Origin of the sequence: Halobacteriovorax sp. HFRX-2_2 (assembly GCF_043196705.1) — a bacterium.
GTDB lineage: Bacteria > Bdellovibrionota > Bacteriovoracia > Bacteriovoracales > Bacteriovoracaceae > Halobacteriovorax_A.
Window position 1 is genome coordinate 252,030 of sequence record NZ_JBEBMT010000002.1, and the last position, 24,127, is coordinate 276,156.

A 24,127-nucleotide genomic window follows, 5' to 3' on the forward strand; every position below is an offset into this window, starting at 1 on the left:
GCAGGAAACTACCCTCCATAAAGTATTGAAATTAGTAAACAGGAAACTCTTTACAAAGTTTTTCAACTTGGCCTTTGATGTCTTTTAGGGCAGCTTCATTTTCTGCATTTTTAAGTGCCTCAACAATCCAAGTTCCAATTTGTTTCATTTGTTCTACACCCATTCCACGAGTTGTAAGAGCTGGTGTTCCAAGACGAATACCACTTGTTACAAATGGAGATCTCTTGTCACCTGGAATCATGTTCTTATTACAAGTAATCCCAGCTTCTTCTAGGGCCTTTTCAGCAACCTTACCAGTTACACCGGCAGGGTCTGTCTTCATTAGGATTAGGTGGTTGTCAGTACCGCCAGAAACAATCTCCATTCCAAGATCAGTAAGTTGCTTTGCTAGTGCTTGAGCATTAGTAATAACTTGCTTTTGGTAATCCTTATATTGTGGATCAAGTGCTTCTTTGAATGAAACTGCTTTTGCTGCAATAACATGCTCAAGAGGTCCACCTTGAATTCCTGGGAATACATTAAAGTTAATCTTCTTTGCAAGTTCTTCATCATTTGTCAGGATGATCCCACCACGTGGTCCACGTAATGTTTTGTGAGTTGTTGATGTCACAATATGGGCATGTGGAAATGGTGAAGGGTGAAGGCCAGCAGCAACAAGTCCTGCAATGTGTGCCATATCGACCATTAGGTATGCTCCAACTTCATCTGCAATTTCTCTAAACTTAGCGAAGTCAATTGTTCTTGGGTATGCTGATGCACCAGCAACGATTACTTTTGGTTGATGCTCTTTAGCAGCTCTTCTTACGTCATCGTAATCGATCATTTCTGTTTCAGGATTTAATCCATAAAACTTCACGTCAAAATATTTTCCTGAGAAGTTAACAGGTGAGCCATGAGTTAAGTGGCCACCTTCAGAAAGATCCATTCCAAGAATTTTATCTCCTGGCGCAATGATTGAAAAATATGCGGCCATATTCGCACTAGAACCAGAGTGTGGTTGTACGTTGGCAAACTTACATCCAAATAACTCACAAAGGCGATTAATTGCAAGTTGCTCAACAGAGTCAACAACTTCACAACCACCGTAGTAGCGCTTATTTGGTAAACCTTCAGCATACTTATTTGTTAGCACAGAACCTTGTGCTTCCATGACAGCTTTTGATGTATAGTTTTCAGAAGCGATTAACTCTAATCCTTCTTCTTGTCTTGCTAATTCTTTATTTGTTAATGAGAAAATTTCCTCATCCATTTTTTCTAAGCTATTGGCGTTTTTATGAAACATTTATTAATCCTCAATTTTCTTCAGAACTAGTGAAGAGTTAGTCGACCCAAAACCGAATGAGTTATTTAGGGCGTATTTAATATCTTTCTTAACTGCAGTGTTTGCAGTGTAGTTAAGATCACATTTTGGATCTTGATTGTCTAAGTTAATTGTTGGAGGGATGATCCCATGGTGAAGGGCAAGAGCTGTAAAAACAGTTTCAACACCACCTGCTGCACCAAGAAGGTGACCAGTCATTGACTTAGTTGAAGAGACGTTAATTTTTTTAGCGTGTTCTTCTCCAAGAACTCTTTTAATTGCACCAGTTTCAGCAACATCTCCAAGTGGAGTCGAAGTTCCGTGTGCATTTACGTAATCAATATCTTCTGGTCTTATCCCAGCGTCTTCGATTGCTTTTTTCATACAACCATAAGCACCGTCTCCCTCTGGATGTGGAGCTGTAATATGGTGAGCATCAGAAGTTGCACCATGACCTACGATCTCAGCATAGATCTTAGCACCACGTTTAACGGCACTATCATAGTCTTCAAGAATTAGAACACCAGCACCTTCACCCATAACAAAACCATCACGATCTATATCAAATGGACGAGAAGCTTTTGTTGGCTCGTCTGTACGCTTTGAGAAAGCTTTCATATTAATGAAGCCACCCATTCCAAGGTTACAGATAACAGCCTCAGTACCACCTGTAATCATCAGGTCGTGACGTCCTGAGCGAATCTCCTCAACTGCATTTGAAATAGCGTGACATGAAGATGCACATGCTGAAGAAACTGTGTAGTTAACTCCCATAAAGCCGTGTCTAATACTTAGAACACCTGATGCCATATTTGGAATAATTGCTGGAATGAAGAAAGGTGAGATACGACGTGGGCCGCGCTCAACAAATGTCTTCGCTGTTTCTTCTGTGATTGGGAAACCACCAATACCAACACCTAGGATCGCACCAACTTTGTACTTATCAAAATCTTCTAGGTTTGCACCTGAGTCTTTTAGCGCTTCTTCTGTGGCATGAAGTGCAAAGTGAATGAAGCGGTCATATTTCTTTGCCTCACGAGCTTCCATGATGCTTTCATCTAATTCGAAGTTCTTAACTTCACCGGCAATCTTGATTGCAAGATCTGGAATAGGGAAGCTTTCAGCTTCTGAGATTCCTGACTTACCTTCGATTAAACCATTCCAAACTTCTTGCGTGTTTTGACCTAAACCACAAATTGTTCCAAGGCCTGTGATAACAACACGTTTATTACTTCTGTTACTCATATATATTCCTTTATCTTCCTTTATTTTTTATTCAATTCTTCTAAGTTTTTTTCCTAGTATTTGATAATTTTGCAGGCATTTTGACAAGGCGTAGAGGGTCTTAATTTTTACGCTTTTCAAGGATTACTGTTTAATATTTAACGCAATTTCAATAGGTTGAACGCTATATCTATTTTTATCATTAATAACTTAATATTTTTAACGACTTATACGATAAGACTGCCATGAAAAAGATTAACCTATTAATTTTATCAATTTTATCTGTTTACACTTTTGGAGCAAAGGTTTCTGTTGAGTTTGCCAATGATATGCGCTTTGACAGCTGTAATGCTCCCACAGAGGTTCCCGTTGTCATTTGTGAAGACGGTGACTCGCAGGTCGTTCTTCAGCGAAATCAAAGTGGCCACCTATTTGGGATCTATCGCAATGGAAGCACCAAGGAAACTGAGCTTTTTCCTGTTAGGACGATTAGCGATGGAAAAGAAATTATTTTTCATAATGCCAATAGTAAGCAATTTGTTTCTCAAAGAGCAGTACAAGAATTTGATACACCGGCCGCTCGTATCCAAGCAATGGATGAGGCCCAAAAATCTATCTTCGCACTTATTAGAAATATTGATCCTTCCCAAGAAGAAATTAGGGATAGCCTACAGAATATCTTAGAAGGTGTTGAAGACGATATTGAAAATCAAAATGAAAAGGTGACTCAAGCATACACAAAGATGTGGGTCCAAGATAATAATAACAAAAATCATCAGTGTGAGATGGCCACTAAGTGTACTATTAAAAAGTGTGGCGATAATCACTACATAATCTTTGATCCAGCTCGTAATGTGTATATGCCTATCAATTACTCTCGCGATACGAGAGGTAATGCTCAGTTCACTAAGAACGATAGTTATATCAAGTATGCTCGTACTCTTGGTGGTGCTGTTATTGAGAGAAATGAAGAGTATGAGAAGTCACGTCTTACTGTTCAAAGAAAGGCACCTGAAGCGATGGGGCACAACTCCACAACTTTCTTCAGCATGCAGGATGCTGGATTTAGCGACTACCTAAAAACAGTTCTTCCTCATTGTCCAAAAGCTATTCAGGGAGATATTATCGGCCTTGGAAGGCAATCGGTGCGCGAAAGAGATAATTTAGACTTCGTTCATCTTGTTGATGTCGTAAACGGAAATATCAATAGCCAGTATATCAATCGCCAGTTCTTACCAAAGAATAGCTGTCGCGATGGTGATAGTTACTATGCTGCTGATTCATATGAAAAAGTTCAAGACTATCGTCCACGTGCTAGTGGTGTTATCTCGATTCAAAAAGCAAATGAGCTTTTTAAGAAGGCCCGTGCAATGGAAGGGATGGCCTGGCAGTACGTACAAGACGGATGCTATGCTCGTTCAGAACTTATGGTTAATATGTTTGAAGAAGAAGGTGTTATCGCAGATAAGGCCTGGGCATCAGGAAAACTTAAAATTCCTAATCAGCAATATCCTTACTGGAGTTATCATACGGCACCTGTTGTTTATGTTGATAATGGAAGAGGCGGAGTTTCAAAGATGATCATTGATCCTGCTATTGCTTCAAAACCGATTCATGTTAATGAGTGGCTAGAGACAATGGGAGCTGATGCTTCTAAGGTCGATCATGTGGGCTTTCCTCCAAGTTTAGATGCTGTGAGTGTAGGTAAGACTGCTTTTGGAATTGCTAGTAGGGAGTCATATCACCCACAAACTGCGGCCAATATGATGAGCCGTGAAGCAAGATCAAAGGCAGCTAAGGAACTACTAGCAAATTATGAGAAGAGAATTCTTTAGGAATAAGTAAAATGAAAAAAATAATTCTTTGTACATTACTAAGCTTTGTATCTACTTATGCGGCCAATCTGGCCACATCACAATACCATGTCTCAACTTTTAAGTTAGAGAAAGATGAAATTACTGTTAGCTTCGTGGAGAGTGCTCCCTTTTACCGAGCGAGTAAAAAAGATGCGAAGTGCTTTCAAAAGGCAATTAAGTCAAAAGAGAAGGTTGAGATTAAGTACGATTACAAAACTTTTCAGATTAAAAGTTGTAAAAATTTATAAAAAGAAAGCCTGCATATTGCAGGCTTTTTTATCTAAGAATTAATTTTTGATTATTGCTTAGACTCTAGGTACTTAACAACGTCTTGAACAGACTTAAGACCTTCTGCATCTTCTTCTGGAATTTGAATATCAAATTCGTCTTCCATTTTCATCATAAGTTCAACGATGTCTAGTGAGTCTAGGTTTAGATCGTCTACGAATGAAGTTGTAGCATTGATTTTTGCGATATCGATTTTTGTTTGATCCGCTACTAGTTGAATTACTTTTTGTTCCATATTTGTCTCCTAATAAATATATTAAGTTATAAACTCAATTTCTCTCTCTTATATAAAAATTTAATTTTAGTATATTAATATTTTTCTAGATATAAAGTCCACCGTCAATTTTAATAACTTCACCAGTAATATATCCTGACGCTTGGCTAAGTAGAAAGCACACAAGATTTGATACATCTTCAGTTGACCCAAAGCGTGAAGTTGGAATCGAAGCAATATAGGCTTCTTTCGCCTTTTCTTCAAGGGCATCAGTCATATCAGTTTGAATAAAACCTGGACAGATTGCGTTACAACGAATGTTGCGGCTAGCTAATTCTTTCGCAATTGACTTCGTTGCGCCAATTAAACCTGCCTTAGATGCTGCATAGGCCGTTTGAGAAACATTTCCCATAAGACCAACAACTGAGCTCATATTAACAATCGATACATTTTCAGCTTTTAAGAATCCACGTGAACAGATACTTGTTAGCATGATTGCACCCTTAAGGTTCGTATCAATTACTGCGTCAAGATCTGCTTTTCTTGTTCTTAGAAGAAGAGTGTCTTTTGAAACACCAGCGTTGTTTACAAGACCTTCAACTGGACCAAACTCTTTTACGAAGTCATTTACGGCAGTTTTCATTTGTTCTTCATTATTAAGATCAAACATTAGTCCCGTTACATTTGAAGCACCAAGCTCTTTAAGTTGAGACTCTACTTCTTTAGCTACATCTTCTTTCCCTTCACGGTAGTTGAAGATAACGTGTGCACCTTGGGCAGCTAGTGATTTTGCAATATCTAGCCCGATACCACGGCTTGCGCCAGTTACTAATACTCTTTTATTTTTTAAATCATTATAAGTTGCAATCATATTTGCTCCTATGAGTTTAAAGCTTCCTTAAGCTCATCAAAAGCACCTTCTTTATCAAGTGAGATAACTTTGATGTTACGGTTAATCTTTCTTGCTAGTCCCATTAGAACTCGTCCTGGCCCAACCTCAACACAAAGAGTGTCATCATCTAGGCTTGCAAAACTTTGAGTCCAAAGAACTGAACCATCAATTTGTTTGATCAGGTTCTCTTTTACAACTTCACCGTCTGTACCAATTTGATACTTTTTGGCGTCAATATTGGCAATATAAGGAATTGTCGTTTTATTAAAAGTTACGTCATTAAAAAATGCTGCCATATTCTCTCTGGCCGGCTTCATTAGGCTAGAGTGAAATGGTGCACTAACTTTTAATTCAACTGTCTTATGTGGGTCTGAGAAGTTTTCTGAGATCCAAGCAACGGCCTTGTCACAGGCATCTGCATGTCCTGAAATAACGATTTGCCCTGGCTCATTAAAGTTGGCAGGCATAACTTCGTTACCTTCTGTTGAAACTTCTTTGCATGCCTTTTCAACGATTTCAGCAGGAACTCTCATAACGGCATACATTTTTCCCATTCCCGTAGGAACAGCTTCTTGCATGTATTTTCCACGATTGTGAACAGATCTTAGAGCATCTTCAAAGCTTAGCGCACCTGCTGCAACAAGAGCAGGGTACTCACCAACAGAGTGTCCAAGTACACATGAAACCTCAACGCCAGCTTCATCTAAAATCTCTTTAGCTTTTTGAAAAAGACCAATTGAGTAAGTTAGGATTGCTGGTTGTGTATTTTGAGTAAGTGTAAGCTCTTCTTCAGGGCCTTCAAGCATAATCTTTGAAAGATTGTAGCCAAGAGCACTGTTTGCTTTTTCAAGTAATTCAAATGATGGGTGTCCTTCAAGACTCTTTCCCATTCCTACGTATTGTGATCCCTGACCAGGGAAAATCAAAACAACTTTTTTCATAATATAAAACCTTAATTAATACCTAAGTAGAGTTGCTCCACTAGTTAAACCTGCACCAAATGCATCTAGCAATAATAGCTGACCACGCTTGATTCTTCCATCAACAATTGCTTCGTGCATTGCGATTGGAACAGTTGCAGCTGATGTATTTGCATATTTATCAATATTAACAATAACTTTTTCAGGATTAATTCCTAGAAGCTTTCCAGTTGTTTCGATAATTCTCACGTTTGCTTGGTGAGGAATTAACCAATCAACTTCTTCAAGGTCTTTACCTGCTTTTTCTAAAACTTTCTTTGCATTTTCGGCAAGAGTTCTCGTTGCTACACGGAACATTTCTTTACCTTTCATTTGCATATAGTGAGTTCTCTCGTTTAAGTGTTGAGCTGTGATTGGATCAACTGCTCCACCAACTGGTTGGTCAAAGAATTCTTTCCCTGCACCATCTGCACCTAGTTCAAGTGATAGGATATCTGAATCATCACCATCTTCATTTGCACCAACAATAGCAACACCACAACCATCTCCAAAAAGAATACAAGTGTTACGATCTTCCCAGTTAACTTCTCTTGATAGCATTTCAGAGCCAACAACAAGTGCATTCTTAATTGCACCCATGCGAATCAGTCCTGTTACCATATTTAAACCGTAAACAAACCCAGAACAAGCTGCTGCGATATCAATGGCCGCACACTTATTTGTGATTCCTAGTTTTTGTTGAAGAATACAAGCTGTATTTGGAAGTTTATAATCTGGAGTAACTGAAGCGAAGATAATCATATCAATATCATTCGGTTCAAGGTTTGCTGCTTTTAGTGCATCTTGAGTTGCATGGTAGGCCATATCACTTGGCCACTCGCCACCTTCTGTTGAGCAAATATGACGTTGACGAATTCCCGTTCTTTCATAAATCCATTCATCACTTGTTTCGACCATACTTTCTAGATCGACATTTGTTCTAACTTCTTTTGGAGCGTAGATTCCAGTTCCTTTAATCTTTACTTTAATATCCATTTAAATTCCTAATCTTGGTAATAAAAAATTGCGCCTATTTTATTGAGTATAACAATGATGGGGAAGGGCAGGGGCGTTATTATTTGACACTGTGTGTTTTTCGGTCAATTTTACAAAAAAAGGCCACGTTTGTGGCCCTATGTTCATTTTAAAAGTTTAGAAGCTTCTTCAAGCCTTTGTAGACGGCGTGAAGACAATCCTGTCTTTAGGAATTGAACAAGATCTGCCTTCTCATCCTCCGTTAGCTGTAGAGGACGCCTAATATCGTCATCGCTTATTAACTGATATCGCAATTTATTGTTAATAAAATTTTCATCTTTAATGATTTTTTCTTCGTAATGACCTTGAGTTACTTCGTTAACAATATAGTTTTTTATTGCTGGGCGAGTGTGATTATAGTGATCAACAACCTCTTCTAGGGTCTCGTAAACACCGTTGTGCATATATGGAGCAGATAAGTGTATATTTCTAAGGGGTGGTGTCCTGAAATTATATTGATCCGCTTTATTGCCTGTTACTTCAAATCGTCCTTTGTCATTTAGAGTGGACGTTGCGCTAATTGGCCCAATCTGAGGCAACCCAATTGATTTATAATCCCAGTCTGTTAAATGCTGGCCACTGTGGCAATTGATACAAGCGCCTTTGTCTAAGAAAGTTTTAAGCCCTCTTTTTTCAGAATCATTTAATGCACTAAGATCACCATTTAAGTATTCATCATAAGGCGTATCAACAAGATTGAAGTTTCTTGTGATGAAGGCCGCAAGTGCGTTGGCGACGTGTGAGATATCAATTTTACCGGCCTTGAAGTCTTTCGGATATGCTCTCTTAAAAAGGTTTTGGTACATGGCATTCTTAGAGCCATTTAAAAGACGATCAACATATGCATCCCATTTAGCAAGGTCACCTTTTTGAGAAGCGATTTCATTATTCTTTCCTAACATCTCTTCAACTGAAAGAAGTGGAAAGATAACTTGCGCGGCCAGGGCATTGCGAATTTTCTTATTTAATTCTGTCTTAGCATTAAGTTCCTTACTTGGAGTTTTGAATTCTCCCTTAGTCCAGTCAACATGAACTCTTCCATCCCAAAACATATCTGTGATTTCATCGTAGCCAAGATTGATTAATGCTGGTGCATGGCGCTTGATAATGAGGCCTTTACCGTCTTGAATGCGACTTTTTCCAAGTCCTGCACCACCTGTACCAATCGAGAATGGAATATTGTCTCCTGTTCCCAGCATTGGATGATGACAATGCATGCATGTAATATCTTTATTTCCACTAAGGCGAACCTCTGCAAATAATCTTGAACCTAGAATCACTTCATTTTGATTTTGTAATTGTGATTCAGGTAGGGCAGTTAAGTTGTGTTTTTTGATGAGCTTGGAAAGTGCTTCATCTAGAGGTGATAGTGCAAATGTATTAAAAACGAATGCAATTGTTAAAAGTAATCTCATGTGTCTCTCTCTTAGTTTGTGTAGTTAGTTTATACTAAAAGAAAGTTTGATGGGTCAAACTGATTTTCGTTATGTTTTTATTTAAATCAGTTAAAACGCAAAAAGCCCACTCGACGAGTGGGCTTTCTTATATGAAAAATAATAAATTATCTTATTCTTCTACTTCTTCTCTATCTGCTTTCGTAGCGAAGACTTTCTTACCTTTCCAATAACCAGATGGAGAGATACATCCTTTCTTCGTTAGTTCACCAGTTGTTGAATCAGCTACAACTACATTGTTCGCGTAAAGCTTGTGTGTTTGTCCAGCTCTTCTTAGGCCTTTTCTTGAAACACTTGTCTTCTTCTTAGGTACTGCCATTTTCTACTCCGTTATATTCAACTTCAATTTTTAACTACAATTATGAGCTTACTTTATTACCTTACTCACTTCATTATTACAAGCCTAAAAGTTAGGCCAAATTAATTGCTATGTCCGCAACTGTCTGTATTTAGGTCGACTCCACAAGTTTGGCAAAGACCTTTGCAATCTGCGTCATGAACTGGGTAGTGATTTATGGCCAAAAAGCAGTTTTCAGCTACTGCTTCTCTTAAATCTGCCTTACCTCTGTCATGAAAAAACATATCGGCCGTTTCATCTGAAATATAAATTTCGTCGATTTCTTCATACTCTGGGTCGTCTTCATATCTCTTATTAATGAAAGCACATGTAAATTCAGTTTCAAACTCTTGTGGAGTGTCTAGTAAACAGCGAACACAAGTTGCTGTATAGGCTCCAGAAGCTTTTCCTTTTACAATAAGGTGCTCTCCAAAAGTATAGTCACGAGCATTCTTTAGTTGAAGCTCAACATTTAAGTGCTCAAAGCCTTCAGGCTTAACTTCCGGATCGAAGTCCTTTGTGATGCCATCAAGAATTGATTTTACCCATTCATTATTCTTATCAGTTAGTTGGTAAGTTTCAAACTCGTCACCAACACGAGAGATAAGAATCGTTGAGTCTTTCAAGAATGTATTATCTTTATTTACGATTTGCATTTTATCCTCTGTCATTTGAACTCTCTGTTTATATTGCGAAGGGCCAAAAGGCAAGAAAATTAGGACATTATGAACGTAATCGTGTACTTTTTTACTTATGAGAATCTTTCTAACGGGCTTTTCTGGAGCCGGCAAAACAACATTTGGTGAGAAATTATCTAAGGATGATCAATTTCAAGTATTTGACTTAGATGAGGAAATCTTTAATCGCATGGGGACTGGGTATGACTCACTAGCTGAGTATATCCAAGACATTGGAATCGATGAATTTCGCAAAGACGAAATTGATATGATTAAGCTTCTTCACCAGAATATGAAAGATGACTACCTTATCTCACTAGGGGCCGGTGCACTTGATGAGCAAGATGTTGTTGATTTTATCTCTGAAATTGGCGGAAAACTTGTTTATATTCAAAGTACTTTTGAAGAGTGCTGGGAGAGGCTTAAAAAAGATGGTAATCGCCCATTGGCAAAGAATGGTATGGATTTCATGAAGGATCTTTATGAAAAACGAGTTCCACGCTATGAAAAAAGTGATCTATTTCTAACTCAGGCCCAAATTCAAGAAATAAATACAGTAGAAGAGCTCTTAAAATTGCTATAACTCTTGTATTTTGATACGATTTTAGACGATGTTATGTCCTTAGAAGGAGTTTTTGCGCCATGACAATGATTAGTCCAAAAGTAGCCATTCTTTCTTCAATGATTGAAGATTGTAAGGGATTTTCTAAAATCTTTAAAAATATTAATATTCTTATCGATTCATTTGATGATGCTAATGCATTTCTAATATCTCATATTCAAAGAGAATATGACTTAGTTTTAGTGCGCGCTCAAGATGTGGACTATGAAGGCCAATCTCTATTTGATCGCCCAGAGCTAAAGAAAGTTCAAAGGGTGTTCATCGTAGCCTCAAATTCTGACCTTAAGTCTGTTGCAAAAATTGAAAGTCTTGGCTCAATTTTTACAGAACTCGATCTGCTTGTTCAGGTTCGTGGTGTTCTCGATCAATACAATCGCAAAACAGCACTAATGAGACAGGTGAGTCAATTTGAAACTTTCCACGATAAGTATCGTCATAAGCAAGAAGCATTAGTTGCTAGTCTTGAAAGTGAAAGAACAAAGACTCTATACGGAAAGGACTTTTTTGAAGTTTGTGATTCGATAAACTTTAATAAGGATAATAGTGACTTTAAATCATTAGTTGCAAATGTATTTGAACCACAAGAATTCGTAACAAGCATTACGGTCTTTGATCTTAATCGTAAAACAAATAAATTATGTGCTGTTAAGTACGATGGGATGAAAAATATTAATGTCCCAGATATTTGGCTAGGTCATATTAAACTAAACGGTGTTAATGAGAATGGAATGAATATGGTTAAGAATATTGTTTCTAACCTTGTTCATAATCCTGTTGTCACTCTTGCAATGTCAGCTAACGCTGAAGATATTACAACTGTTGTCGCACTTGAAGTGGACCGCGATTATTTATTTAATTTTAACTGGCAAGTGGTGGAGTCTCTGTTAAGTGGCGTTTATTCTCAGCTCGTGAATGCAAATACTCACTCGGCAGCAGTCGCAAGTGCTCAAGGGCCATTTGAGCTATTAGGGCAAATTTCTCAAACAACTCATGGGAGAAACTTAATTGCAGTCGATACGTCTGAAATTACAGACCTTCTAGAATTAAGATCTGACTTTGATTTTGATTGGGAAACATTTTGGCGCGATATGAAGATTAACTTATCGCAGGTAACTAATTTATCAAATATTTATAATATCTCTTTTGAATCAATTATTTTAGATGTTGAAAATGACTTCTTTGATGAGAGCTTTGCGGCAACGAAGGATCTTTGTAAGAATATCCGTTTAGCAAAGTATTTCTCAGGTAAGGATAAGAGCTTAATTCTTTCAATGTCTTTAAATGTTTTTGAAGTTCCATATTCTCAATACTCAATGGTAACAACTGCAAGAAAATTGAAAACTAAGAGATCGTTTCAAGAAAGCACGTTATGAGAATAAAAAGTTGCATGGAGATTAACGTCTCAAATCTTGCAAGTAACTATCAACTACTAAAAGAAATTTGTCCAAGTAATGAGGCCCTTTTTATGGTTAAGGCAAATGCCTATGGCCACGGAATGGTTCCTATCGTTAAATTTGCATACTTTGAATTGGGAATAAAAGAATTTGGTTGTGCTAGTATTGGTGAAGCCTTAAGGCTTCGTGAAGAAATACCAAACGGAGAGTTTGAAGTTTACGTCTTCTCTGACGTGAATCTCGATCTTCAAGAAGCAGCTGATATATATCTCAATAACCGCATCATTCCAGTTTTATCTAATGAATCAAACTTGAAGTACTTCTTAGAGCAGGAAGACTTTAGATACTTTCCACTGTGTTTAAAATTTAACACGGGAATGAATCGTCTTGGTTTAAGGCTTGATCGAGTTGATGAAGTGGTTAAACTAATTAAAGCATCCGGAAGAAAAAGTATTTATCATTTAATGTCTCACTTCTCGAGTTCAAGTTTATCAATGATAAAGAATAAGAGAAATCTTGCGCAGAAGGAAAATTGGCGAGAATTAAAATCTCAATTAACTGCCGCAGGAATTGAAATCGATAAGTCCTCACTAGCAAACTCTGGTGCAATCGAGCAGAAAGTAGGTCTAGAAGAAACTCATGTAAGACCAGGGCTTATGATGTATGGGCCAACTTCACTTCTTCCTCAATATAGTCATTTAAGCTGTTGGCAAGGAAAGTTAATTTCAAGGCTCGAAACAACTTTTATTAATAGCTTTAAAGTTGATCGTGGAACCCCAATAGGCTATGGAGCAACTCCATGTCCAACGGATGGGGTCGTCGGAATATTTGCCCTCGGTTATGGTGATGGGTTCTCAACTCGTTATCAAAATGTTCACCTAAGACACGGCAGTGAAGTCGGCCAGATTGTGGGACGAGTGAATATGGATATGGGACAAATTTTGTTTAATAATCAAGACCTCGAAATAAAAAATGGGGAGAGGTTTGTGGTTTGGGATCAGGAAGGTGAGAACTTTTCTAATATTTGCCTTGAGTCTAAGACAATTCCTTATGAAGTGTTCATTCACTTAACAGAAAGAATTCCCAAAATTTATCGACAGTAAGTAGCAGTTTCACTCTTTTTCCTTTAAAATTTCAGTAATGAATTATTTACTTAGAAGTTTTGTAATCTTTAATGAAAACTTAGGTCGCATCTTTATTAAAAATATTGCGGGCCTTGGTACGATAATGAATTTTATCGTTAGCTTTTTCTATTGGGCAACAAGAAGGCCTTATCGCTTTAAATTATTTTTTGAGCAGATGGACTTCATTGGCAATAAAAGTTTATTCATTATTTTCTTGGCCGGATCATTTACAGGAATGGTTATGGCCTACCAGACCTATTTCGGTTTCAAGTTAATTAATGTTGATTCATTAGTTGGGCCGGTTGTTGCTATTACTTTAGCAAAAGAGCTTGCACCTGTTTTAACAGGACTCATCGTTGCAGGTCGTGCTGGAGCTGCTATGGCCGCACAGATTGGAACGATGAAGGTAACAGAACAAATTGATGCTCTTGAAGTTATGGGAATTAGTAGTGTTCAATTTCTTGCGGTTCCAAGAATCGTTGCAGGAACACTTTCTCTTCCGCTTCTTTCGATTTTCTTTTTACTCGTTGGAAATATTGGTTCTTATATCGTCGGAACAATTGCGCTAAAAATTGATGATGCAATTTATCTCTCAAAGCTTGGTCAGTTCATGTATGTCTCAGACATTTTCCAAGGAGTTATTAAAGCAACTGTATTTGGTTTTGTTATTTCTGTTATTGGAACATACTTTGGCTTCTCTGTTACGAAAGGGGCCCAAGGTGTAGGTAAGGGAACAAACTTAGCTGTTGTTTGGGGAATGATCTCCGTACTCGTTCTTGACTATTTCTTAACGAGCTTTTTAGTGCAGGTGATGTAGAATGTTACACTTTAAAGATTCGTCAGTAAAAATATCTAACTTAACTAAGACTTTTGGTAAACATACAGTTTTAAATGATCTTAGCTTTGATATTGAAAGAGGAAGTATTACAACAATTCTGGGATTCTCAGGAGCTGGTAAGTCGACTCTTTTAAAACATATCCTAGGACTCCATCATCCAACTTCTGGAAAGATTGAAGTTTTAGGTAAAGACCTTTCTCTTTTAGAAGAAGATGAGCTCAGAAAGTTTCGCCAAAATTATGGAATGCTTTTTCAATATGCGGCCTTATTTGATTCTAAGACTACTTATGAAAATGTAGCCTTTCCATTAGAAGAGTTCACAAAAATGAGTCCTAAGGAAATTGAAGAGAAGGTATTTGGTTTACTTAAATCAGTCGGTCTTCAAGAAATTTCATTTGATAAATTACCAAGTGAACTTTCAGGTGGGATGAGAAAAAGGGTTGGTCTTGCAAGAGCACTTGCCTTGAGTCCACAAGTAATGCTCTATGATGAACCAACTACTGGTCTGGATCCAATTACGACAAAAATGGTCAACGACTTAATCGTCGATACAAGCCATAAACATAAAGATATAGGATTAACGTCAATTATTATTTCTCACGATGTAAAAGCAACGCTGGAAATTTCCGACTACGTTGCCTTCCTAAATCGTGGTAATATTGTTGAGTACTTACCTGCAAAAGAGTTTAGAAATTCAAAGCACCCACTCGTGCAAGAGTTTATTAATCTGTAAGTACTAAGCCTAGGGAAGAGGGTTAAAATGAATGAATTTAAAGTAGGGCTGATGGCCCTAACTGCCATGATAGCAGTTGTTGTCATGTCACTTGTTGTAACTTCAAATCAATCAGGATTTGGAACATATAATGAGTACTACACAACAGTTAGCGATGCATCTGGTATTTTTCCAAAAACACCAATTAAGGTTGCCGGTATCAATGCCGGTCGTATCAAGGATATCCGCCTTATTGGAAATAAAGCGGAAATTACTTTTGAAGTTCTTTCAAGAGTAGGGATTACAAGAGGATCTAAGCTTAAGATTCGTTCTGTAGGTTTCCTTGGTGATAAGTATCTAGAGATTTATATTGAAAACTCAAAAGAAATACTTCCAGATGGTTCAGAGATTATTGCAGAAGAAAAAGCGGGGATTGAAACTCTCTTAAAAGATGCAACTGAAGTTATGCATGATGTGAAGACTCTTGTTGGTAGTATTAAAGAGTCATTTGTTCCTGAGGGTGGCGAGCCGGCCATGAAGAAGATCATTCGCGATGTTCAACTTACTCTAGAAAATACTCGTGAGATGACGGCCAAGCTAAATGATATCGTTGGACGCAATAATGAAAAAATTCAAAATATTGTTAATAACTTAGAAGCCTTCTCTGATCAGATTGCTTTTCAAACAGATGCTAATGAGCCAGAAAGTGCTGTAGCAGACGTGAAGGAAATCTTAAAGAAAACAGATCGCATGATGGCCGACCTCCAAGATCTTGTAAGAGATATTAAAGATGGAAAGGGGACTGTTGGTAAGCTCTTAGTTGAAGAAGAGATTGCTGATGAAGTTAAAACAACTCTAGCAAGTGTTCAAAAAGTTATTGGACGTGTTGATAGTATCCGCACTCAATTCTCTGTTTACACTGGTGCAAATACAGGGACAGGGCAAACTGACACAACTGCTGAACTTAGAATCTTTCCTTCACCTGGTCGCTTCTACTTACTTGGTGTAACAACGGCTGAGTTTGGGCCAGAGAGAAGAAAAGTTACGGAAACAACAGTTGGTGGAACAACAACTACCGTTGATGAGAAGAAGAGAAAGTATAATGATGTTCTTCTTAACCTTCAGCTTGGACGTCGAATTGATAATTGGACGTTCCGTGGTGGTCTAATTGAATCTTATGGTGGATTTGCTGTGGATTATAATTTTGATGATTATGGTCTGGTATCGACACTAGAAGTTTTTGATTATCGTGAAGATGTAGGGCCAAATATTCGTGTCGGTCTAGATTTACAACTTTGGAACGTACTTTATGGTAAAATCGAAGGTGAGGATTTAATTAATGACCCACATGCGGTTTACAGTCTTGGGCTTAAGTTTAATGACGAGGACTTAAAAGGATTCATAGGAATTTTTCTATAGGATGTAGTAAATAGATGATGATGGACAATAGAAATTGGCTAATTCGCACAAAATCAAATAAGATTCTTGGCCCACTTTCGAAACAAAAAGTTATCGAATTTGTTCAAGACGGAACACTTACAGACGAAGATGAAATCTGTAGTGGGAATGGTTATTGGTTTTGGATTAAAGAAGACGACTTATTGAATCGTTACTTATTTGGCGAAGAAGAGCAGAATTTCAATCCAGTTTCTGAAGCAAAGACGAAAGTGGCCTCTAGTGTAACAAAGCTAGTAAAGACCACTGGTATCGTTGATAAAATGAAAGACTCAGAAGAGGTAATTCCAACGACTCCTTCAACTCCAGAAGTTGAAACTTCAGCGAGTGGAATAATTTCAATTAATACAAATGAAGATGGTGAAGAGATTGTATTACCTGAAGATGGTGATCTCGATTTTCCTGAGCCAATTGATTATAGCAATAACACTCTTCCACAGCATGACGTTCCTGCAGCTCCTGCAAGCACAAGTCCTCTAAAGGATATGGACACTGGCGTAAGTATGTCAGAGGTCGCCCAGGCCATGAATGTTGAAGAGGAAGAAGAAATTGTTCTACCAAGTGATGATGATCTCGATTTTCCTGATATTGGTAGCACTCAATCTACAATTTCTCTTGTTAAAGAAGAGGCTTCAACTGGTAGCCAAATTGATCTTTTAGTAGCGGAAGCTGAAGCAGAGGCCAGTGCGCAGAAAGATTCTGAAGTTAAGTCGGACCTAGATGATATTGCTGAAGATGCTAGACTTGCTCTTGAGAGCGAAAAACTGGCCGAACTACCTAAGTCAGCACCCGTTTTAAATGAAGAAGAGGACGATATACAGCCAATGAAGGCCGTTGAAATGCCTCGACCTAAGAAAAAGAAAACTAAGAAAAAATCAGGTAAATCCAAAAAGAAGAAAAGAAAAAGTGACTATAGCTTCGTTTATGTGGCCATTGGTGTTCTTATTATTTTACTTTTCTTTATCTCAAAATTTTATTCGAAATTAGTAGGGAAAGATCTTTTCTCTCAGATGCAATTCAAGATGCCAACAACAACAGTTTTGGCACAAGAGTTTCAAGCAGATAAAAAAAAAAGATATTTTTAAACTACGTTAATATTTCTTACAACTTATCTTTGAGTGGTGTTGAATATAAACCGGAGTTTGTAAAATCACCGCCAGCTAATTGTTCAAATATCTCAAAGTTTGAATTCAATTTAATCTATGCCTTTACAACATCTGGTCAGTCTTCAAATCAGTGGATTGAGTTTCAGGCCAAATGTCAGGAGTTATTCTATTCTGATATTATTATGCAGAATAAGAGCGAGGTCCGCTCAATTAAGCAGGTCGAAGAGTTAGAAAAGGCCCTCAAAATTAAATTTAATAGCAAGAATATTGCTCATCAAAAGTTTTTAAAAAAATTAGAAAGAAGTAATTTTCATCAGCTTGTGCTAGAGATTGTAATAGCGTCTTCTCTTAATAAGGGAGAGTGGCTCACTGGAGTCATCATTGACCTCCTAAAGAGGAATATTGAACTTTACCCTGTATGGATCAATGATAATATTCCAAAGCAGGTCAGAGCTCGTTATGAGGCCGCTCTGATGAGAGTGTTTGATATTGTAAATAGCTCAAGTATAGATGAAGTTTATAAATTAATGCTTTTTAAAAAATTTACTCATATCTCGACAGGAGATAGTCGATTAAAGTTAACACAGCTTCTTAATCAAACATTTGGATCTGCTCTGGAGTTTGATCTATCAAGTTATAAATTTGGAATTAAGCTCGCTCCATTTTGGGTTCAAGAGCTTGACGACTTTAAGATGAAGCAGAAGCTTGTTGAGCGTTATTTTAATACACCAGCTATTCAAGGCTTCGATGATTATGGGATTATTCTTTTTGAATATAATATTCCTAATATTGGTAAGAAGAGAGATGATTTAATTAATAAAGTCGCAACTTCATATAAGTCCTATAATTTTGAGAAGATGATGGCGTTAATGGTGGGACTAAGAAATCCTGTTTTTAAAAGAGAGCTTGTTAAGAAAGATTCATTTTTTGAAAGGCCAATCTTTAGCATTGAAAGAACATATTTGGCCAATAGGCTAAGTGAAAAAAATAGTAGCTGGATTGCGTTTCATTTACTATATCTAGGTCAAAGGGACGAAAATATAATTAAGAATATAATGGTCGATCTATGAAAAATATCTTTATCTATCCCACTGATACAGTATGGGGAATTGGTGGAAACCCATTTGAAATTGAGACTTATGAGCTAATCGCTAAAATTAAGGGAACTTCAATAAATAAGCCCTTAAGTATCTTAACAAATGATATACAGAACCTAGTTGAAAGCTTTAGCGGATCTGAAAGCTTAGATGAATTATTTGACGAGCTTTTTAAGTATCAAATTACGGTAGGTATTCCTAAGGCCAGTTTGAAGATTAGTTTTCCATCAGGCCCATTTGATGAAACAAATTATATATGTTTTCGAGTAATTCAAAATGAAATCATAGATGAATGCATAAAGGATTTTCCCGGCTTTATTACTTCTACGAGTTTAAATCTAACTGGAGAAGATCCGATTAGTGATACTGATGAGGCAAATCTTTTTTGGCAAAAACATTGTCCCGAAACTAATTTCATTAGTTCAGAGTTTTTAGTTCCAAGTGGTAAATCTTCAACAATCGTATTTATCTCCGGCCTTAGTGCAAAGATTATTCGTGAAGGTGAGGATATTCAAAGTATTCTCGAAACTTTAGATAGGCATGGAATTAATTACTAATTATTCTCAACCTGAATTCTATCGTTTTTCACGTGATTCAATTGAACTAGCAAATCTCGTCGTTAACTATCTTATTGATAACTCTATTAGTCCTAGAAAAGTTGCAGACCTATGCTGTGGAAGTGGTGTTATCTCTCTTGAGATTATTCAAAAATTAATGGATGACCCTTCTCTCAAGGTGAGCTCTATTGATTTCTATGAACTACAAGAGGACTACAGAAAGCACCTTGAAAATAATATTGGCCAAGTAAGTGAATACTTTCCTAAGACAGATTTCAATATCAATATTTGTAACATTCTAAAAGACTTAGAACAGTCTCAAGATCGATATGATCTAATTGTAATGAATCCTCCATACTTTCATCACGCCAGTGGCCGTTCACCAAAAGATGAAAGAACAAGAATTTGTCGAGAGTATAAAGATGGACAACTAAATGGCCTTCTGAATAGAGGTGTTGAGCTTTTATCTGCTAATGGAAGGTTCTTCTTTGTTTGCCGTGAGGATAAAGACAGCATCAGAGTTATTGAAGAGCTTTCACTTAAGTATCGAGTTGAGAAGGTAAGTGAGGCCAGTGCCTTTTCAATCTACTTACTTCTTCGTTCGTAATTGAAAGTATAAAGACTTTAGTGATTCTTTAAGATCCTTATCACCAATATCTCTAAACTCATTCTCTGCTGCCTGCATAATGGCCTTGTATTCGGGCGATTGAGGGTGAAGTCTATTTTCAACTTCTTTCTTTACTTGCTCTTTCTTTACAACGGCAGACTTCTTCTTTGTGAAATATTGATTATCAACTTGGAAGAATACTTTTGTGATATGGCCTTTTGTTTGTGGCAGAACATTACCAATCGATTTGATAATTTCTGTTTCCATATATTTTAGTTGTTGAGCATAGACAGGGTGAGAAGTTAAAATTGTCAGTGACTTGTGCTTAAGCTTTAGTGGAATTGTAAATTGTGAAAGCCTTGGACCAACAATTTTATCCCATGAATTTGAAAGATCGAGGAAGTCAAAAAGATCCACACTTCCAAGTCCTTTTTTCTTTGGAGCATAGTTCTTGTAACGTGCTAATTGCCCGTCAGTATCAATATCTTTGAGGATGTCTTTGAGGTTTTTCACAGCATGCATCATATATTAAATAGGCTCTTACAGTCAAAGTAATAGACGATTCCATTAATCCTAGGCATATTAGTAATATGAAGTTTCTTATACTTATCAGCGTCGTTTTATTGAGCTCTTGTGCGGGGTATCGTTTTAGTGACTCAAGTAATCCGTTTGAGGCACAAGGTGTTCACAGTGTAACAGTTTTTGTTGTTAAGAATCACACGGGAATTACTGGCCTTTCGCAAATCTATACCGATCAAATCGTTGAAACATTATCTTCATTTAGTAACTTAAGAGTTCGTACCGGAAAGAATTATCGCAGTGATGCTATTTTACTTGCGGAAATTACAAGTAAGAAAATGGCCGGTAAGGAAGTAAGAGAGCAGGGTGATACCCTGATGAGTGATGATCAAAAGAATCAACTTGGTGGAAATAGGAATGCCTTCTATCTTTCAACGGAAGGTGCTTATAATTTTGAAGTTGAAGTTAGTGTCTTTAAAAAACCAAATTTTGAAGAAATTAAATTCTATGAATCATTTTATAAATTAGATCATTCTCAATTTCCACGTAGTATCTTCTCAAAGAAGTTCTCTATCAATAGTTCATATATCATTGAAAACACTGTTGGAGGAATCGATAGTTCTGCGCCTTTAAGAAGTGTTAAGAATAGAGGAACATTTAAAAAGTCTCTAGCAGATGATGCGAAGGACTTTGGAGAAGATTTTAGAGAGGTACTTCTTTATGCCTTCTAAAAAGCAGAGCTTTGAACTTAGCGGAATTGATAAGATTGTTTCTATTTTGGAAGCTTTTGAAGGTGTCTACCACTTAAGTGTCCCAGATGAATTTACCTCAAAAATTATTTGTGACAGTTTGGCCAAGAAAGCAAAAAAACTTTGGCCGCATGAGTTTAGTCTCGACTTTATTGAGCAAGAGCTTTTAGCTGGAGGTGGTTTATTTGGCCCTTCTGGCCCATTCATCATTATTGATGCTCAAGATATTAAGGCAAATGCATTCGAAACTTTTAATAATAATCGCCATTTAATTAATGAGTCGATTATTTTTATAACGAAGGGAAGGCTTCCAAAAGGTTTTCCAAAAGATGACTTAACTGCACTTTCTTTAAGTGCTCCAAAGCCGTGGCACTTTGGCCAATACCTCGATGTATTCGCAAAGTACTTTGGTTTCCAAATCTCTGCGCAAATTAAAAACTTTATCGAGAAGTCGGTTCCAGATAATGCCAGTGACTATTTCAATTGTTGTCATATTCTTTCTCACCATGTTGATGAAAGGGGAGCAATCTCTCTTGAAAAGGCGAAGTCATTAATTAAGGTTAAGAAGTTAGACTTCTTTGATCAGGCCGATTTATTCAATCAATCAAATCTTAAAAGGTTTTATTTAAACCTACTTCTAATTGAAGATGATTTTGGACTCTACCTCGATTTCTTCCGTTCTTTTCAGGGACACGTGAATAAAGTTATTGATCCTTCGTATTTGGCAGCTAAGAAGTCGCCGAGCAAGTACGATAGAGGAATTCAACTTGCTGCTCGCAAGTGGGACTTTAACGAATTGATCGATTTTCAGCAAAAGATGATTAACTTTGAGATTATGGCCAAGTCTAAGGACTTTTGGCTAAGAGACTGTCTAAGAAGAGAATACTTAGGTCTTTAGAAATATAAGAATTTATTAAGAATATTGAAAAATGAGCACAAACACAAAAAGCGGAGAAGTCTCTCCGCTTTTTATATATTCAAACTTTCGTAAAAGATTAAAGTTTGTTGATTTGGCTAGCTAGTCTAGACGTTTTTCTACCAGCAGCGTTACCTTTGATAACACCGTGCTTAGAAAGACGAGAAAGAAGCTTTTGTGCAGTTACTAGAAGAGATGATGCTTCTTCTTTTTTACCTGCTTCAATAGCGTTTCTTACGTTCTTAACAGCTGATTTAACAGCAGTTTTTCTTGCAGTATTTCTTTCGTTTCTAACAATTGATTGTCTAGATCTTTTCTTTGCAGATTTGTGGTTTGCCACAATCGACTCCTACGTTTAACTTGTTCAACATCTAATTAATAAGCCCCTTTTTATAATCTGCCAAGGGCCCTTTTGCAAGGGAAAAGTTAAATTTACACGATAAGTCACTATAATTTATTGTATGCACTGGGTGGTCCATAGGACCAAATAAGGCCCTATTTACCAGTAATTTAATGGACGATCCCTTATAAATTAGGTACTTTCAATGCCAATACAAAGGAGACACAATGATTAAACAAATTGCCGTTATTGGAGCAGGGCAAATGGGGCGTGGGATTGCTCAAGTTGCCGCCATGAATGACTATAAAGTTTTTATGTATGATATCTCGGCCGAGGGCCTTGAGTTCGGTTACAACTTTATCAAAAAGCAATTAGACAAAGGTGTTACTAAAGGAAAGTGGGAGCAGTCATATGTTGAGACAACTCTTGCAAACCTTACAGCAACTTCGGATATGGCCGATCTTAAAGATTGCGACCTATTCATCGAAGCTGCAACTGAAAACAAAGAAATTAAATTCAAAATCTTTAAGCAATTAGATGAGATTGCAAAACCAGAAGCAATTCTTGCTTCAAACACTTCTTCAATTTCTATTACAGAGATTGCAGCTGCGACTTCTCGTCCTGCAAAAGTTGCTGGAATGCACTTTATGAATCCAGTTCCTGTAATGAAGCTTGTTGAAACAATCACAGGACTTGAGACAAGTGCTGAAACAATCAATGCAGTAGAAGAAGCTGCAACTAAAATGGGAAAAACTGTTGTACGTGCAGACGATGTAGCAGGATTTGCTGTTAATAGAATTCTTATGCCAATGATTAACGAAGCATTCTACACACTTTATGAAGGTGTTGCGCAAGCGAAGGGAATCGATGATGCCATGAAACTTGGTTGTAATCAGCCAATGGGGCCACTTGAGCTTGCAGACTTTATCGGTCTTGATACTTGTCTTGCAATCATGGAAGTTCTTCATGATGGACTAGGTGATACTAAGTACCGTCCATGTCCACTTCTTAAGAAATACGTAACTGCTGGTCGCTTCGGTCGTAAGGTAGGAAAGGGTGTATATGAGTACTAATTTCGAAACAATCGCATTTGAAAAAATGGGTGACTTTGGTGTTTTAAAAGTTAACCGTGAAAAGAAATATAATGCTCTTAATTCTCAAGTTCTTCACGAGCTAAAGGATTTCCTATCTTCACTAAGTGAAGGTCATGACCTTAAGGGGATGATTTTTACAGGTGCAGGTGAGAAGGCATTTATTGCTGGTGCAGATATTGCAGAAATGAGTGATATGAGTGTTGATGAAGGACATGACTTCTCAACTCTTGGTCAAGATGTAACGCTTCTATTTGAAGGTTTAAATATTCCAGTGATCGCTTGTGTAAATGGTTTTGCACTTGGTGGTGGTTGCGAGATGGCCATGGCATGTGACTTTATCTATGCAACAAATACTGCAGTATTTGGTCAGCCTGAAGTAAAGTTAGGTCTTGTTCCTGGTTTTGGTGGAACACAAAGACTTGCTAAGCTTATTGGTCGCAATCGTGCTAAAGAAATTATCTACACTGGACGTAATGTAGATATTAATGAAGCAAAAGAAATTGGTCTTGTTGTTCGCTCTTTTGAAACACAACAAGAAATGCTTGATGAGGCAATGAAAACTTTAGAAAGCATTGCTAAGAATTCACCAAATGCTATCGCAATTTCTAAACAAATTATGAATGAAGGTAATGACCTTACTATTGAACAAGGTCTAGATATTGAAGCTCGCCACTTTGGTGATATTTTCTCTTCTTACGATATGAAAGAAGGGAGTGCGGCTTTTGTTGAAAAAAGAAAACCTGTATTTAAAGGGGAATAAT

The 24,127-nt window shown here is 37.2% G+C and carries 27 protein-coding genes; 16 read left to right on the forward strand and 11 right to left on the reverse strand.

The features are described 5' to 3' along the window. Window positions 1-31: 31 nt before the first annotated feature. Window positions 32-1,282 (reverse strand): serine hydroxymethyltransferase, encoded by a 1,251-nt coding sequence (gene glyA / locus ABMA79_RS06385; RefSeq protein ID WP_392858484.1) that lies wholly within the window; start codon window positions 1,280-1,282, stop codon window positions 32-34. A gap of 3 nt (window positions 1,283-1,285) precedes the next feature. Beyond that, window positions 1,286-2,545 carry a beta-ketoacyl-ACP synthase II gene (fabF, locus tag ABMA79_RS06390; protein ID WP_392858485.1) on the reverse strand — a complete coding sequence of 420 codons (1,260 nt, stop codon included), beginning with the start codon at window positions 2,543-2,545 and terminating at the stop codon, window positions 1,286-1,288. Between the two features lie 224 nt (window positions 2,546-2,769). Between fabF and ABMA79_RS06395 the strand changes: the two genes are divergently transcribed. Both ABMA79_RS06395 and ABMA79_RS06400 read left to right on the forward strand, forming a co-directional pair. Then, complete coding sequence (locus tag ABMA79_RS06395) at window positions 2,770-4,359, forward strand: protein-glutamine glutaminase family protein (RefSeq protein ID WP_393091128.1); 1,590 nt, start codon at window positions 2,770-2,772, stop codon at window positions 4,357-4,359. Window positions 4,360-4,370: 11 nt separating this feature from the next. Then, window positions 4,371-4,628, forward strand: a complete 258-nt coding sequence (locus ABMA79_RS06400) for a hypothetical protein (RefSeq protein ID WP_392858489.1) — start codon at window positions 4,371-4,373, stop codon at window positions 4,626-4,628. A gap of 50 nt (window positions 4,629-4,678) precedes the next feature. Here ABMA79_RS06400 and acpP read toward each other — a convergent pair whose 3' ends face one another. From acpP to ABMA79_RS06435, 7 genes are all read right to left on the reverse strand, one after another. Next, window positions 4,679-4,903: an acyl carrier protein gene (gene acpP, locus ABMA79_RS06405; RefSeq protein WP_021268262.1), complete on the reverse strand. Its 225-nt coding sequence runs from the start codon at window positions 4,901-4,903 to the stop codon at window positions 4,679-4,681. Window positions 4,904-4,988: 85 nt separating this feature from the next. Then, entirely contained in the window at window positions 4,989-5,753 is a 765-nt protein-coding gene (fabG, locus tag ABMA79_RS06410; RefSeq protein ID WP_392858491.1) for a 3-oxoacyl-ACP reductase FabG, read from the reverse strand. Between the two features lie 8 nt (window positions 5,754-5,761). Then, the gene (gene fabD, locus ABMA79_RS06415) at window positions 5,762-6,715 is read right to left on the reverse strand and encodes an ACP S-malonyltransferase (protein ID WP_393091130.1); all 954 of its coding nucleotides are present in this window, start codon (window positions 6,713-6,715) and stop codon (window positions 5,762-5,764) included. Window positions 6,716-6,730: 15 nt separating this feature from the next. Next, window positions 6,731-7,729 (reverse strand): beta-ketoacyl-ACP synthase III, encoded by a 999-nt coding sequence (locus tag ABMA79_RS06420; RefSeq protein ID WP_392858494.1) that lies wholly within the window; start codon window positions 7,727-7,729, stop codon window positions 6,731-6,733. A gap of 143 nt (window positions 7,730-7,872) precedes the next feature. Then, window positions 7,873-9,183: a cytochrome-c peroxidase gene (locus ABMA79_RS06425; protein WP_393091131.1), complete on the reverse strand. Its 1,311-nt coding sequence runs from the start codon at window positions 9,181-9,183 to the stop codon at window positions 7,873-7,875. Window positions 9,184-9,334: 151 nt separating this feature from the next. After that, window positions 9,335-9,541, reverse strand: a complete 207-nt coding sequence (rpmF, locus tag ABMA79_RS06430) for a 50S ribosomal protein L32 (RefSeq protein ID WP_103217831.1) — start codon at window positions 9,539-9,541, stop codon at window positions 9,335-9,337. 101 nt (window positions 9,542-9,642) lie between these two features. Next, complete coding sequence (locus ABMA79_RS06435; protein WP_392858499.1) at window positions 9,643-10,230, reverse strand: YceD family protein; 588 nt, start codon at window positions 10,228-10,230, stop codon at window positions 9,643-9,645. A gap of 82 nt (window positions 10,231-10,312) precedes the next feature. Between ABMA79_RS06435 and ABMA79_RS06440 the strand changes: the two genes are divergently transcribed. Genes ABMA79_RS06440 through ABMA79_RS06485 form a run of 10 tightly spaced genes read left to right on the forward strand, consistent with a single transcriptional unit; the run spans window position 10,313 to window position 19,748 of the window. Further along, window positions 10,313-10,819: a shikimate kinase gene (locus tag ABMA79_RS06440; RefSeq protein WP_393091134.1), complete on the forward strand. Its 507-nt coding sequence runs from the start codon at window positions 10,313-10,315 to the stop codon at window positions 10,817-10,819. Window positions 10,820-10,878: 59 nt separating this feature from the next. Next, on the forward strand, window positions 10,879-12,231 hold the full coding sequence (locus ABMA79_RS06445; protein WP_392858503.1) for a hypothetical protein: 1,353 nt from the start codon (window positions 10,879-10,881) through the stop codon (window positions 12,229-12,231). Then, on the forward strand, window positions 12,228-13,355 hold the full coding sequence (alr, locus tag ABMA79_RS06450; RefSeq protein WP_392858505.1) for an alanine racemase: 1,128 nt from the start codon (window positions 12,228-12,230) through the stop codon (window positions 13,353-13,355). The genes ABMA79_RS06445 and alr overlap by 4 nt, the downstream gene beginning before the upstream one ends. 37 nt (window positions 13,356-13,392) lie before the next feature. Beyond that, window positions 13,393-14,193, forward strand: coding sequence for an MlaE family ABC transporter permease (locus tag ABMA79_RS06455; RefSeq protein WP_392858507.1), 801 nt, complete (start codon window positions 13,393-13,395; stop codon window positions 14,191-14,193). Between the two features lies 1 nt (window position 14,194). Further along, window positions 14,195-14,947 carry an ABC transporter ATP-binding protein gene (locus ABMA79_RS06460; RefSeq protein WP_392858509.1) on the forward strand — a complete coding sequence of 251 codons (753 nt, stop codon included), beginning with the start codon at window positions 14,195-14,197 and terminating at the stop codon, window positions 14,945-14,947. A gap of 27 nt (window positions 14,948-14,974) precedes the next feature. Then, entirely contained in the window at window positions 14,975-16,345 is a 1,371-nt protein-coding gene (locus tag ABMA79_RS06465; protein ID WP_392858510.1) for an MlaD family protein, read from the forward strand. Window positions 16,346-16,359: 14 nt separating this feature from the next. Next, window positions 16,360-17,466 (forward strand): hypothetical protein, encoded by a 1,107-nt coding sequence (locus ABMA79_RS06470; protein WP_393091137.1) that lies wholly within the window; start codon window positions 16,360-16,362, stop codon window positions 17,464-17,466. A gap of 29 nt (window positions 17,467-17,495) precedes the next feature. After that, window positions 17,496-18,557 (forward strand): hypothetical protein, encoded by a 1,062-nt coding sequence (locus ABMA79_RS06475; RefSeq protein WP_393091139.1) that lies wholly within the window; start codon window positions 17,496-17,498, stop codon window positions 18,555-18,557. Then, complete coding sequence (locus tag ABMA79_RS06480) at window positions 18,554-19,141, forward strand: L-threonylcarbamoyladenylate synthase (protein WP_392858517.1); 588 nt, start codon at window positions 18,554-18,556, stop codon at window positions 19,139-19,141. Before ABMA79_RS06475 ends, ABMA79_RS06480 begins: the two co-directional genes overlap by 4 nt. Then, on the forward strand, window positions 19,125-19,748 hold the full coding sequence (locus ABMA79_RS06485; RefSeq protein WP_393091142.1) for a methyltransferase: 624 nt from the start codon (window positions 19,125-19,127) through the stop codon (window positions 19,746-19,748). The genes ABMA79_RS06480 and ABMA79_RS06485 overlap by 17 nt, the downstream gene beginning before the upstream one ends. On the opposite strand, the gene ABMA79_RS06490 is transcribed toward ABMA79_RS06485, so the two are convergent. Continuing rightward, window positions 19,731-20,261: a DUF721 domain-containing protein gene (locus ABMA79_RS06490; RefSeq protein ID WP_198011897.1), complete on the reverse strand. Its 531-nt coding sequence runs from the start codon at window positions 20,259-20,261 to the stop codon at window positions 19,731-19,733. The two genes, ABMA79_RS06485 and ABMA79_RS06490, sit on opposite strands and share 18 nt — an antisense overlap. Window positions 20,262-20,338: 77 nt before the next feature. Between ABMA79_RS06490 and ABMA79_RS06495 the strand changes: the two genes are divergently transcribed. Both ABMA79_RS06495 and ABMA79_RS06500 read left to right on the forward strand, forming a co-directional pair. After that, window positions 20,339-20,998, forward strand: a complete 660-nt coding sequence (locus ABMA79_RS06495) for a hypothetical protein (RefSeq protein ID WP_392858522.1) — start codon at window positions 20,339-20,341, stop codon at window positions 20,996-20,998. After that, window positions 20,958-21,914: a hypothetical protein gene (locus ABMA79_RS06500; RefSeq protein WP_393091145.1), complete on the forward strand. Its 957-nt coding sequence runs from the start codon at window positions 20,958-20,960 to the stop codon at window positions 21,912-21,914. Before ABMA79_RS06495 ends, ABMA79_RS06500 begins: the two co-directional genes overlap by 41 nt. 97 nt (window positions 21,915-22,011) lie before the next feature. Here the strand turns inward: ABMA79_RS06500 and rpsT are convergent, their stop codons facing one another. Next, window positions 22,012-22,272 carry a 30S ribosomal protein S20 gene (rpsT, locus tag ABMA79_RS06505; RefSeq protein ID WP_021268462.1) on the reverse strand — a complete coding sequence of 87 codons (261 nt, stop codon included), beginning with the start codon at window positions 22,270-22,272 and terminating at the stop codon, window positions 22,012-22,014. 227 nt (window positions 22,273-22,499) lie between these two features. Between rpsT and ABMA79_RS06510 the strand changes: the two genes are divergently transcribed. Next, window positions 22,500-23,345, forward strand: a complete 846-nt coding sequence (locus ABMA79_RS06510; RefSeq protein ID WP_393091148.1) for a 3-hydroxybutyryl-CoA dehydrogenase — start codon at window positions 22,500-22,502, stop codon at window positions 23,343-23,345. Further along, complete coding sequence (locus ABMA79_RS06515; RefSeq protein ID WP_393091151.1) at window positions 23,335-24,126, forward strand: enoyl-CoA hydratase-related protein; 792 nt, start codon at window positions 23,335-23,337, stop codon at window positions 24,124-24,126. Before ABMA79_RS06510 ends, ABMA79_RS06515 begins: the two co-directional genes overlap by 11 nt. The last annotated feature ends 1 nt before the right edge of the window (window position 24,127 follow it).